Genomic DNA, 11,807 nt, shown 5'->3' on the forward strand with positions numbered 1-11,807 from the left:
CCTCACGGCATGGCCGAACCCGCCACGCTCGAACAACCGCGTGGGGGAGGTTTCGGAGGGGGCCGGGCCGCCGGCGCGAAGGCGCGGGGAGGGCCCTCCCTGTCCATGGCCAGGCGCGTCGCGAAGCCCATCACGAGGTGGCCCATGCCGTTGTCGCCGTCCACGAGCGCGGCGGCGTCGGTCTCCCGGACGGCGCGGATCGCCGGGCGCACGTTCATGCCGCCCGGGCGGATCCGGCGGATGTACTGCGGGAGGCGGAAGATGCCGTGGCCGTCGGCACCGCGCAGGTCGGCGCGCGTCATGAGCCGGCCCCCCTCGCGCGCGTCCGCCTCGGGCAGGCCCACGGCGACCCGCGCCCGCGCGATGAACGCCTCAAGGGCGGCGGCCGGGAAGCGGCGCATAGCCTGTATAATACCTCACGCCAAGGAGGGGCCGATGACGAACCATGCGTTCCTGCGCTTCGCGACGCTGCCGGTCTTCGAGCGCGGCCGGGGGATCCAGACGCTGGTGTTGTCGAGCAAGGAGCTGGGCGCGCACATCACGAGCGGCGTGACCCGCTTCCCGGCGGGCACCGGGATCCCGCTGCACTACCACAACTGCGACGAGCAGACGACGGTCCTGGAGGGCGAGGCCGAGGCGGAGGTGGACGGCCGGCGCGAGCGGCTCTCCCCCTACGACACAGCCTTCATCCCCGAGGGCAAGCACCACCGCTTCGTCAACGTCGGCAGCGGACCCATGATGATCCTCTGGGTCTACAACAGCGTGGAGGTCACGCGGACCTTCGTGGAGACGGGCGAGACCGTCCCGCACCTCTCCCCGCGCGACGTGGCCACGCTGCGTCCCCGATCGATGGCATAGTCAACCCTTCGCGTGGTCAGCGATCTCGCATAGTGGCATGGGGAGGGGCCCGCCGCCGTGCCGGATTCCGCTTGACACCCTTCGTGCCGCGCCCTACGCTCGGCGTGGGACGTGGAGCGGGGATTAGCCGGTTCGTTCCATCTGCGCACTCTTGATCGAGGAGGGAAAGTCATGCCGATCGCGCTGCCGCAGTCCGTGAAGAAGATTTTGCAGGAGAAGGCCTACGGGCACGTCGTCACGATCAACCCGGACGGGAAGCCGCAGGTGACGATGGTGTGGGTGGACGTCGAAGGCGACGAGGTGCTCTTCAACACGGCCGAAGGGCGGCTCAAGCCGAGGAACCTGCGTCGCGACCCCCGCATCACCATCTCTGTACAGGACCGCAACGATCCCCAGTCCCACATGGTCTTTCACGGAAAAGCGAACGTGACCGAGGCCGGAGCGGACGAGCATATCGACAAGCTCGCGAAGCGCTTCCTGGGCGTGGAGAAGTACCCGTTCCGCCGGCCCGGCGAGAAGCGGTTGATCGTGCGCGTCAGGGTCGACCGGATCGGCGGCTACGGTCCCAAGTTTCAGCCCTGGACGTGACGTCGTTGGATGGCGGCGGTCCCGCCCGGGAGGCACGCGTGACGCGATCCGGCCTGCGCCGGACGCTGCGTGAGCTGGGGAGCTACATCCTCTGGCAGCTCCCGAGCTGGGGCGTCCTCGCGCTCGTTCTGGTGTGGGTGACCTGGGCGTTCGACCTCCAGGAATGGATCGCCGGCGCCCTCTTCGCGCTCTTCGTCGTCAAGGATCTCGCGCTGTTTCCTGCCATGCGGGTGGTCTTCCACCGCTCGCCGTTCCAGCCGTGGCCGATCGGACGGCGAGGCAAGGCGATCGAGCCCATCAGGCCGGAGGGCTACGTGCGGGTGGACGGCGAGCTGTGGCGAGCGCAGGCGCTGCGGCCGGAGGCTCGGATTCCGGCCGGCAGCGCGGTCATCGTTCGAGACGGGCGCGGGTTGGTGCTCCTCGTGGACCAGGACGGCGAGCCCACGACCCCGGCCCGCTGATCCTTGCGCGGCTACCCGGAGCCGCTCAGTCTCGCCCACCTCTGGACGTAGAACTCTCCGCCGCCGATGAGGCACAGATGCCTGGACCAGTACCCGTCCTGCCCTCCGGGCATGGACGCGCGGGGTGGTCGCCTGGCGCGCGCCGCCGCGAGACTTGCGTGGGTCGGAGCCGCAAAGGTATACTGCGGCTAACGCGAACACCGAGGGAGTGACCCCTCGCGCCGGCCCCTCCGGGGGCCAGGAGGCACGCGGTCAATGGCGGAGCAGAAACGCAAGGTCGAACGGCCCAAAGGCCCGTCCGAGGGCGAGGGGGCCGGAGCGAATCCCGAGTTGGCCAAGAAGGGCAAGAAGATCAAGGAGGACCTGGACAAGCTCCTGGACGAGATCGACGACATCCTGGAGGAGAACGCCGAGGAGTTCGTGAAGAGCTACGTCCAGCGGGGAGGTCAGTAGGGGGATGCCGATCTACGAGTACCACTGCCCGCGCTGCGGGGCGGATTTCGAGAAGCTGGTCAGCGCCCAGACCTCCGTGGCCTGCCCGACCTGCGCGAGCCCGGAGGTGACGCGCACGATGTCCACCTTCGGCCTCAAGGTCGGGACCACCTTCGTGCCCTCTACCGGAGGTGGCTGCGGCTGCACCCCGAGCACATGCGGGTGCCACTGAGCCGCGAGCCGCGCGCTCGCGTCACGGGGGCCGGCCGGCCCCCCTTTTTCGTCTAGGCGGAGGCGGCTCGCATGCGGCGCCGGGTCGGCATGGCCCTCCTCGCCGTGCTCGTTGCCACCGCGTTCGGCGCGCTCGCGCGCTTTGGCTGGGAGGGGCCGTTTCCGCCCGAGCTGATGGCCCAGATCCTGTTTGCCAATATCCCTGTCTGGGCGTTCACGCCGTTGTTCAGGATTTTCGGCTACAGCTCGAAGTACCTCGCGTTCGGCGCCATGGTCGGGCTCCACGTGGTCGCCTGGACTGCGTTGGGAGCCTGGCTGATGACGAGGGGAGGACGGATCATGTCGGCTGGGCTCCTCGCGCTCTTTGGCCTGACCCTCTTGGCGCTGCCGCTCGCCGGGGCCGGTTGGTTCGGCTCGGCCCTCGGCGCGGGCCCCATCGTGGCGACCCTCACGCTCCTCGTCAGCGTGGGGCTCTACGGCGGTGTCCTCCTGCTCGCCCGGCGGTCGTCGAAGCCTGCGGCGCCGGACCGGCGCGGCGTTCTCAGGGTCGCGGCGCTGGCGCTGACCGTCGGGGTCGGGCTGGCCGCCGGTCTCGCCCGCGTGGCCCGGGCGGCCGAGGATCTCTTCAAGTCGATCGCGGGGCTCGCTCCCGAGATCGTGCCGGTCGGCAAGTTCTACACGGTCTCGAAGAACGTCTTCGATCCTGCCGTGAACCCCGCCAGGTCAAGCCTCGAGGTCAAGGGGCTCGTGGACCGGCCGTACAGGCTCACGTACGAGGAGCTGCGAACGCTCCCGGCGGTCGAGCAGTACGCCACCCTCATGTGTATCTCGAACGAAGTCGGCGGCGAGCTGATCTCCAACGGCCACTGGAGGGGCGTCAGGCTGAAGGACCTCCTGAACCGGGCCGGCATCAAGCCGCGGGCGGTGGAGGTGATCCTGCGCGCGGCCGACGGCTACTCGGACTCGTTCCCCCTGAAGAAGGGGCTCGAGGACGGGGTCGTGGTCGTCTACGAGATGAACGGGAAGCCCCTCGTGAAGGAGCACGGCGCGCCGGCGCGCGTGATCGTCCCCGGCATCTACGGGATGACGAACGTCAAGTGGGTGACGTCCATCGAGCTGGCCGACTACGACTACAAGGGGTACTGGGAGGTTCGCGGCTGGTCCGATGAGGCGATCTACAAGACCATGTCGCGGATCGATGTTCCCCATGGCCCGGTGAAGGTGGGACAGCAGACCTGGATCGCCGGCGTTGCCTTCGCGGGCGACCGCGGGATCAGCGATGTGGAGGTCTCGACCGACAGCGGCAAGACGTGGCAGAAGGCCCGGGTCAAACCGCCGCTCGGGCCGTTCACCTGGGTCCTCTGGGCTCTGCCGTGGACTCCGGCAGCCCCCGGGTCCTACACGCTCGTCGTGAGAGCGATCGAGACCAACGGGACGGTTCAGACCTCTGAGGAGCGCCCGCCGTTGCCCGACGGATCCTCGGGCTGGCACAGAGTGACCGTGCGGGCGACCTGAGGGGGGCCTATGGACCTCAGGCAGCTCGAGGCTTTCGCGAAGGTCGCCGAGCTGGGAAGCTTCTCCAAGGCGGCCGAGGCCCTCTTTCTCACCCAGCCGACCGTGTCCGAGCACATCCGGGCGCTCGAGCAAGAGCTGGGGGTGAGGCTTCTGGACCGCTTCGGTCGGGGCGCCGAGCCGACGAAGGCCGGCCAGCTCCTGCTGACGTACACCCAGCGGATCCTCCAGCTCCACCGCGATGCGCGCCAGGCCCTGGAGCAGTTCCAGGGGCGCATGTCGGGCGAGCTGGTCGTGGGGGCGAGCACGATCCCGGGCGAGTACGTGCTCCCTGCGCTCATCGGCCGCTTCAAGGAGAAGTATCCGGACATCTCCATCTCGCTCCTGATCGGCGACACCCGGCAGGCCGTCGACTGGCTCCTGGACGGGAAGGTGGAGGCCGCCGTCGTGGGAGCCCAGTTGCCTGAGGCGGTCCTGGAGTACCAGGAGCTGATGCCTGACGAGCTGGTCGTCGTCGTCGCCTCCAGCCACCCCTGGCACGGGCGGAAGACCGTCGCGCTCGACGAGGTGAGGAACGAGCCACTCATCGTGAGGGAGCGGGGCTCGGGGTCGCGCCAGACGCTGGAGCGGGCCCTCGGCGAGGTGGGGCTGGACCTCGCCGCGTTTCGCATCGTGGGAGAGATGGGGTCGACCCAGGCCATCAAGCAGGCGGTGAAGGCGGGGGTCGGCATTTCGCTGATCTCGAAGCGGGCTGTGGCGGACGAGTGCCGTGCGAAGCTCCTCTGGTGCGTCAAGGTCCAAGACCTCCGCTTCTCACGGTCTTTCTACCTCGTCACCCATCGGGGCCGGACCCGTTCCCCCCTGGCCGAGGCGTTTCTCGCGTTCCTCCAGGCCGAGTCCTCGGAAGCCGCCCGTGAATCGGGCGGGAGGGTTCGGGTATCCAAACAGTGAGCCGGTTCGGAAGGGGGTGATCGCGATGGCTGACACCAAGCTGACGGCCCCGTCCTCGGGCAAGGAGATCCGCCTCACCAGCTACGCCGCCTGCGCCGGCTGAGCCTCCAAGATGGGGCCCGGCGAGCTCCAGAACGTGCTCAAGGATCTGAAGCAGCGCCAGCATCCCGACCTCCTGGTCGGGCTGGCGCGGAGCGACGACGCGGCGGTCTACCGGGTCAGCGACGAGCTGGCGATCGTCGAGACCGTGGACTTCTTTCCGCCCATCGTGGACGATCCTTACACCTACGGCGCCATCGCGGCGGTCAACGCCATGTCGGATGTCTACGCGATGGGGGGCTGGGTCATCTTCGCCCTCAACGTCGCGGGATTCCCGCGGGAGTTCCCCGGTGAGCTGATCGCCGAGATCTTCAGGGGCGGTGCCGACAAGGTCGCCGAGGCCGGCGGGGTCGTGGCGGGCGGCCACACCGTGGTGGACGCCGAGCCCAAGTACGGCCTGTGCGTGACCGGGCTCGTGCATCCGAGGAAGATCTTCATCAAGGGAGGCCTCAGGGCCGGCGACAGGCTCTTCCTCTCCAAGCCGTTGGGCACGGGCGTTATCGCCACGGCGGCCAAAGCCGACGACTGCGCCCCCGAAGTCCTCGACGGCGCGGTGCGCAGCATGCTCAGGCTGAACCGGGTGGGCGCGGAGGTGGCGCAGGAGGTCGGCGTCCAGGGCGCGACCGATATCACGGGCTTCGGTCTGTTCGGCCACGCCGTCGAGATGGTGGAGGCCTCGGACGTGGGGATCGAGCTCAGGAGCGCGGCGATCCCGATCCTGGACGGCGCGCTCACGCTCGCCGCGAAAGGGCACTTCAGCGGCGGGATGAAGCGGAACCGGCGTCATGTCGAGGCGAGCCTCGGGCCCGGGCTCTTCCTCGATCCGAGCCTCCCGGCCCATCTGGTGAGCCTCCTCTTCGAGTCCGAGACCTCCGGAGGCCTCTTCTTCTCGGTCGAGGCCGCGAAGGCGGACGCGGTGATCCCGCGCTTCAAGGAGCGCGGCGAGCCCTGCTGGGAGATCGGTCGCGTCACGACCGGGCCCGGTATCCGCATCCTCTAGGGAACCCGGAGAGGAGCTACGCCCGCCTTCCGGACCTCCCCGCGAGGAACGTGCGCGGACGACACCGACGCGGGCCTTGCTGCTACCTGGACGTCCTCGGTCTCAAGGCGGCGGCGGAGAATGACAACTACGGGGCCGAGCAGGAGCACCTGAATAACGTCACACGATCCCGATCGGGGGCTCGGCTTCGCCAAGGGCCGGGTGCGCGATCCTGACGGCCACGCCATCCGGCTCGTCGAGGGACCATGACGCTCGACTGGGGGCGCGAGACGTGCGGTCAGCTCGTGACTGCCGAGTCGCGGGAGTGGCTCTGCGCCAACGGCCTCGGCAGCTTCGCCTCGGGCACCGTGGCCGGGACGCTCACGCGCCGCTACCACGGCCTCCTGGTCGCGGCGCTCAAGCCGCCGCTGGGACGGACCCTCCTCGTCGCCAGGGTTGACGAGACCGTCGACTACGCGGGAGCCCCGTACCCGCTCTTCACCAACCGCTGGGCGGACGGGACCGTGGAGCCCCACGGCTACCGCCACATCGAGCGCTTCAGGCGGGAGGGGACGACCCCTGTCTGGACGTACGCCTGCGGCGACGCCCTCCTGGAAAAGCGCGTCTGGATGGAGCACGGCGCCAACACCACGTATCTCCAGTACCGCGTGCTCAGGGCGGGAGGTCCCCTCGCCCTCGAGCTCAAGGGGCTGGTCAACTATCGCGACTACCACCGGGCCGCGCGCAGCGACGGCTGGCGGCTGGCGGTCGAGCCGGTCCCCGGTGGCCTCAGGGTCCTCGCCTTCGATGGCGCCACGCCCTTCGTCCTCCTGGCCCGGGGCGCCGAGTGCCAGCTGGCCCATGTCTGGTACCACGGCTTTCACCTGGCGCTCGAGGCGGAGCGCGGGCTCGAGGCGCGGGAGGATCACCTCCACGCGGGAACCTTCAGGGTCACGCTCGGGCCGGGAGAGGCGCTCACGCTCGCGCTTTCGGCGGAAGCGCAGGTGTCGCTCGACGCGGAGGCGGCCTGGCAACGGCGGCAGTCTCACGAGGCCGAGCTGCTCTCGGCCTGGCGTCGCGCCCAGCCTCTGGCCAGCGGGGCTCCGGCCTGGGTGGACCAGCTGGTCCTGGCCGCCGACCAGTTTGTCGTCCGCCGCCCGCTCCCGGACGATCCCGATGGGATATCGGTGATCGCGGGCTACCACTGGTTCGGAGACTGGGGGCGCGACACGATGATCAGCCTCCCCGGGCTGGCGCTCTCCACGGGGCGCCCCCAGGTGGCCCGGAAGATCCTTACGACCTTTGCGCGCTTCGTGGACCGGGGGATGCTCCCGAATCGATTTCCCGACGTGGAAGAGACGCCCGAGTACAACACCGCGGACGCCACGCTCTGGTACTTCGACGCGATCCAGACCTACCACGGAGCGACGGGCGACGACGCGCTCCTCAAGAGGCTGTTCCCTGTTTTGGAGGAGATCGTCCGCTGGCACGTGGAGGGCACCCGCTACGGGATCGCGGTGGACCCCGCCGACGGCCTGCTCCGGTCCGGCGCGCGGGGCGTCCAGCTCACGTGGATGGACGCCAAGGTCGGCGACTGGGTGGTGACGCCGCGGACGGGCAAGGCGGTGGAGATCAACGCGCTCTGGTACAACGCGCTCACCTCCATGGGGGCCTTCGCTCGCCGGCTGGGCAAGCCTGCCGATCCGTGGGAGCGCCTCGCCAGCCGGGTGAAGGCGAGCTTCGAGCGCTTCTGGAGCGAGGCCCTTGGCTACTGCCACGACGTCATCGACGGCCCGGACGGCGACGACGCCGCGCTGCGGCCCAACCAGATCTTCGCCGCGTCGCTCGCCGAAAGCCCGCTCGCTCCCGAGCGCCGGCGGAAGGTGGTGGACGCCTGTGCCCGCCATCTCCTGACGTCCTTCGGGCTCCGAAGCCTGGCGCCGGGGCACCCGCAGTACCGTGGGCGCTACGGCGGTGGCCAGTTGGAGCGCGACGGCGCCTATCACCAGGGGACCGTCTGGGGATGGCTGCTCGGCCCCTTCGCCCTGGCTCATCTGCGGGCGTACGGGGATCCCGCGAGAGCCCGCTCCTTCCTCCTGCCGATGGCCCAGCATCTGGGAGACTACGGGGTGGGAAGCATCGCCGAGATCTTCGACGGCGATCCCCCGTTCACGCCCCGCGGCTGCATCGCCCAGGCCTGGAGCGTCGCCGAGACGCTCCGCGCCTGGATCGAGATCGGCGCCGCGGCGGCACCAGGCCCGCGCCGGTCTTCGGCCCGCGGGCGCACCCGCCGTAGTTCCTGACCGATCCGTGGCGCCCCCGACCTGCATCTCGGGCCGCACCCCGCCGCCGGATCGGGGTGTCTTCTACGAGTACTTCCATGGCGACAACGGCGCGGGCATCGGCGGGAGCCATCAGACGGGCTGGACCGGGCTGGTGGCCAAGCTCATGCAGCAGAGCGGCGAGTAGGGAGGCCGGGACGGGTGGCGGGCCGCGAGCCTTCCCGGTCCGTGCCAGTCTGAATCGCAGGTGCTGAGCCCACCGGGAGCACGGAGGAGGCCCGTATGGAACGCTACGATCTGCTCGTCATCGGTGGCGGGGCCGCCGGGATCAACGCCCTCAAGCAGGGCGTGAAGCTGGGGGCGAAAGTGGCCCTCGTGGACCGGGGCCCGCTCGGCGGGGCCTGCATCAACCGGGGGTGAATTCCCAAGAAGACCTTGGTAAGGTCTGCGCGGATTCACCAGCTGGTCAAAGGGGCCGGCCTCTTCGGCACCCGGACCGGAGAAGTCGCGCTCGACTGGGACGCGATCGTCCGGCGGCAGCACGAGGTGGTCCGGGTGCTCCAGCCCTCCCCGGACGCCTTCGAAAAGGCGGGGGCGAAGGTCCACCTGGCCGCGGCGCGCTTCGTCGATCCTCACACCGTGCAGGTCAACGGGCAGCGGATCCAGGGCGAAAAGATCGTGATCGCCGCCGGCTCCGAGCCCGTGCTGCCCCCCGTCCCCGGGCGCGAACTCACCATCACCTCGGACCAGATCCTCTTCCTCCCGCGCTTCCCTCACACGTTGACCCTGATCGGAGCGGGCGTGATCGGCCTCGAGATGGCGGGAGCCTTCGCCGACCTCGGCGCTCGGGTCACCGTCGTCGGAAAGGACGCGGAGATCCTCCCGACGCTCGACGCCGACGTGGCCGCCTACATTCGGCAGCTCCTCGAGGCGAAGGGTGTCACCTTTCACCTCCGAGCCATCGTCGAGCGCTTCTCCGGCGGTCCCGGAGCCGTGGTCACCCACGTGCAGACGGAGGCGGGGCCGCTGGCCTTCGAGGCAGAGCAAGTCTGTGTCGCCGTCGGGCGGCGCTTCGACCCGAGGCGCCTCGGCGCGGAGGCCCTGGGCCTGGAGGTCGGACCGTTGGGGCTCAAGGTCACCCCGTACCTGCGCACGCCGGTCCCGCACATCTACGCGGCCGGCGACGCCGCGGGCAACCAGCAGATGACCCCGACGGCGGCCTACGAGGGGAGGCTGGCGGCGTTGAACGCGCTCCGGGGCGACGTGGAGGCGGCGGACTACGCGGTGGTGCCGCAGACGATCTTCACCACGCCCGAGGTGGGGCGTGTCGGCCTCACGCACGCCGAGGCACGGCGGCGGGGGGTGAACTGCCACGTCGCGACCCACGACCTGCGCGGCGCCTCCAACGGGCGCGCCACGGGCGAGGACGCCGGGTACCTCAAGCTGGTCTTCGACGGGACCACCGAGACGGTCCTCGGCGTGCAGATGGTCTCCTACGCCGCCGCCGAGCTGATCCAGCTGGCGGCGCTGGCGATCCGGACGCGCGCGGATGCCCGGCTCCTGTCCAGCCAGCTCTCCATCCACCCGAGCCACGGCGAGCGGCTGATCAAGATCTTCGGCCACGACTACCACGAGGTGTGCGAGCCGGAGCAGCCACCCGCTCGCTGAGCTACGAGCGGAGCGTAATGGCCGCGCGATCCGGCGATGGCGAGGGCCGGTCCCTCTCCTGGCCTGAGAGAGCCGGGCCACTAGGTCGCGGATCCGGGGCGCCAGGTTATTCACAGGACACCCCTCTTTTCTGTCCCCACGGCACCCTGAAGTGGTGACAACGGTGACAACCCGCTCCAGGAGCGGCGTGTCACCACTTCGCGCAAGTGGTGACGGCACCGGATGCCGAAACGGCGCCAACCTACAACTACGCCGCGTCAGCAGCCGGCATGCCTCCTTGGCGAAGTACGTGATCAGCAGGTCGGCGCCCACGCGCCGGATCGCCGTCAGCGCCTCCATGAACCATTGTGCTGGATCAATCTGGAGACTCAGACAGGTAAGCTACATGCCCGCCAGATCATTGACGGACAGCAAGGATTGACAACGCTTCAGGTTGCCTTAGCCGCAGCACGATTCCCTATGGGAACTCGCAACAAACCTCTTGACCAATCGTGGCCGGTAATGTAATGTATTACCGCCTCGAAGTCCCGGATGCGCATTGCTGCGTTCGAGTGGGACGATGGAAACGTGCTGCACCTGGCTCTCGGCCACGGTATCGAGCCGGAAGAGGCAGAGGAGATATTTGTGGTCGCTCCACTCTTTCGTAAGACCAGGCGGAGTCATTATGCTGTCTTCGGCCCCACGCAGGCGGGGCGATTGCTCGTGATTGTCTTCGAGATGAAGGGGGCGGGACTCGTCCGAGTAATTACGGGATGGGACATGGCTGGCGCTGAACGCCGGTACTACCAGCAGCATCGCAAAGGCTGAGATATGGCTATCGCTCGCAAGAAGGTGAGGGGGAGTCTCGCGGAGTATTACGATCGTCGAGGGGTACTGGCAGAGGTGGTTGAAAAGCCGGTCGAGTTTGCTCTCGACGAGGAACTGCGTCGCCAAATCCTGAAAGGCAACCGAGCGCGCCGACTGCAAAATGTCTCGATCAAGCTAGACCCCGCTCAGATCCAAGCATTGCGAAAGATCGCTACGATGCGGTCGATTCCGTATCAAACGTTGATCCGTCAGTGGCTAGCCGAGGGCATTCGAAGAGAGCTGCGCGTCCATAGTCGTTGAGCCTGACCATCAGAGGTCAGGCCATGCTGAGCTCATGCGGCAGGCGTCGCGCTAACTTATCGATACAGGCAATCAGGAGGGAGCCGGGAGGCGCCGGGGTCCGGACCCTCGGTCGGAAGCCCGAGGTGGGCGAGGGTGCCGCGCATGGGCCCTCCACCTCGCGCTCGGCCCCCTTGGCCCCTTCCGACACGCCCGTACTCTGTCTGCGCGAGGTCTCAACCGCCAGCATCGTCGTGCCAAGCCGGTTCATCGTTGCCCCGCCAGGTCGCCGGCACGGCAGACACTGCCGACTCTTCGAAGCTTCACCCCGGACAGCCGCGGTCCTGCCGCTGACCTCGCTCGATCAATCCCCATAGCTCGCGTCCGCGGCGACCGTCGGCGGGCGGCTTCGTTCAACGCGCCTTTTTCGCGCATCGCGCTATCGCGCGACGACACGAAAAAGCCCTCTTCATTCTCGGACCGCCGGGCGTGGGAGGCCCGACTCCGAAGCCAGCCACGCTAGTAATCCAGGAAAAGCACGTAGACTCAGCCGACCCGCGGCCTACGAGGGGAGGCTGGCGGCGTTGAACGCGCTCCGGGGCGACGTGGAGGCGGCGGACTACGCGGTGGTGCCGCAGACGATCTTCACCACGCCCGAGG

General features: G+C 68.9%; 15 protein-coding genes and 1 pseudogene. 14 read left to right on the forward strand and 2 right to left on the reverse strand.

Annotated features, from left to right (window positions below):
* Window positions 1–2: 2 nt before the first annotated feature.
* A complete protein-coding gene (locus tag HY726_12285) occupies window positions 3–401 on the reverse strand; it encodes an Ldh family oxidoreductase (GenBank protein ID MBI4609775.1) in 399 nt (132 codons plus the stop codon).
* 34 nt (window positions 402–435) lie between these two features.
* Here HY726_12285 and HY726_12290 point away from each other — a divergent pair, with 34 nt between their 5' ends.
* The 12 genes from HY726_12290 to HY726_12345 all read left to right on the forward strand — a co-directional run bounded on the left by HY726_12290 (window position 436) and on the right by HY726_12345 (window position 10,061).
* Entirely contained in the window at window positions 436–858 is a 423-nt protein-coding gene (locus HY726_12290) for a cupin domain-containing protein (GenBank protein ID MBI4609776.1), read from the forward strand.
* A gap of 171 nt (window positions 859–1,029) precedes the next feature.
* Window positions 1,030–1,446 carry a PPOX class F420-dependent oxidoreductase gene (locus HY726_12295; GenBank protein MBI4609777.1) on the forward strand — a complete coding sequence of 139 codons (417 nt, stop codon included), beginning with the start codon at window positions 1,030–1,032 and terminating at the stop codon, window positions 1,444–1,446.
* A 38-nt stretch (window positions 1,447–1,484) separates the two neighbouring features.
* A complete protein-coding gene (locus tag HY726_12300; protein ID MBI4609778.1) occupies window positions 1,485–1,907 on the forward strand; it encodes an NfeD family protein in 423 nt (140 codons plus the stop codon).
* Window positions 1,908–2,162: 255 nt separating this feature from the next.
* Window positions 2,163–2,360, forward strand: coding sequence for a ubiquitin-like protein Pup (locus HY726_12305; protein ID MBI4609779.1), 198 nt, complete (start codon window positions 2,163–2,165; stop codon window positions 2,358–2,360).
* 4 nt (window positions 2,361–2,364) lie between these two features.
* The gene (locus HY726_12310; GenBank protein ID MBI4609780.1) at window positions 2,365–2,571 is read left to right on the forward strand and encodes a zinc ribbon domain-containing protein; all 207 of its coding nucleotides are present in this window, start codon (window positions 2,365–2,367) and stop codon (window positions 2,569–2,571) included.
* A 71-nt stretch (window positions 2,572–2,642) separates the two neighbouring features.
* A complete protein-coding gene (locus HY726_12315) occupies window positions 2,643–4,085 on the forward strand; it encodes a molybdopterin-dependent oxidoreductase (GenBank protein MBI4609781.1) in 1,443 nt (480 codons plus the stop codon).
* A 9-nt stretch (window positions 4,086–4,094) separates the two neighbouring features.
* Window positions 4,095–5,033, forward strand: coding sequence for a LysR family transcriptional regulator (locus HY726_12320; GenBank protein MBI4609782.1), 939 nt, complete (start codon window positions 4,095–4,097; stop codon window positions 5,031–5,033).
* A gap of 25 nt (window positions 5,034–5,058) precedes the next feature.
* Window positions 5,059–6,132, forward strand: coding sequence for a selenide, water dikinase SelD (gene selD / locus HY726_12325; GenBank protein MBI4609783.1), 1,074 nt, complete (start codon window positions 5,059–5,061; stop codon window positions 6,130–6,132).
* A gap of 245 nt (window positions 6,133–6,377) precedes the next feature.
* The gene (locus HY726_12330) at window positions 6,378–8,414 is read left to right on the forward strand and encodes a glycogen debranching enzyme family protein (protein ID MBI4609784.1); all 2,037 of its coding nucleotides are present in this window, start codon (window positions 6,378–6,380) and stop codon (window positions 8,412–8,414) included.
* Between the two features lie 7 nt (window positions 8,415–8,421).
* Complete coding sequence (locus HY726_12335; GenBank protein ID MBI4609785.1) at window positions 8,422–8,580, forward strand: hypothetical protein; 159 nt, start codon at window positions 8,422–8,424, stop codon at window positions 8,578–8,580.
* A gap of 95 nt (window positions 8,581–8,675) precedes the next feature.
* Entirely contained in the window at window positions 8,676–8,813 is a 138-nt protein-coding gene (locus HY726_12340) for an FAD-dependent oxidoreductase (protein ID MBI4609786.1), read from the forward strand.
* Between the two features lie 15 nt (window positions 8,814–8,828).
* On the forward strand, window positions 8,829–10,061 hold the full coding sequence (locus tag HY726_12345; protein MBI4609787.1) for an NAD(P)/FAD-dependent oxidoreductase: 1,233 nt from the start codon (window positions 8,829–8,831) through the stop codon (window positions 10,059–10,061).
* Window positions 10,062–10,313: 252 nt separating this feature from the next.
* Here the strand turns inward: HY726_12345 and HY726_12350 are convergent.
* Window positions 10,314–10,400, reverse strand: a pseudogene (locus HY726_12350) (hypothetical protein).
* A 192-nt stretch (window positions 10,401–10,592) separates the two neighbouring features.
* On the opposite strand from HY726_12350, the gene HY726_12355 reads away from it, so the two are divergent.
* Together HY726_12355 and HY726_12360 are read left to right on the forward strand one after the other, a co-directional pair.
* Window positions 10,593–10,868 (forward strand): BrnT family toxin, encoded by a 276-nt coding sequence (locus HY726_12355; GenBank protein ID MBI4609788.1) that lies wholly within the window; start codon window positions 10,593–10,595, stop codon window positions 10,866–10,868.
* Window positions 10,869–10,943: 75 nt separating this feature from the next.
* Complete coding sequence (locus HY726_12360; protein ID MBI4609789.1) at window positions 10,944–11,168, forward strand: hypothetical protein; 225 nt, start codon at window positions 10,944–10,946, stop codon at window positions 11,166–11,168.
* Window positions 11,169–11,807: the final 639 nt, after the last annotated feature.

It is taken from the genome of Candidatus Rokuibacteriota bacterium (genome assembly GCA_016209385.1).
GTDB lineage: Bacteria > Methylomirabilota > Methylomirabilia > Rokubacteriales > CSP1-6 > JACQWB01.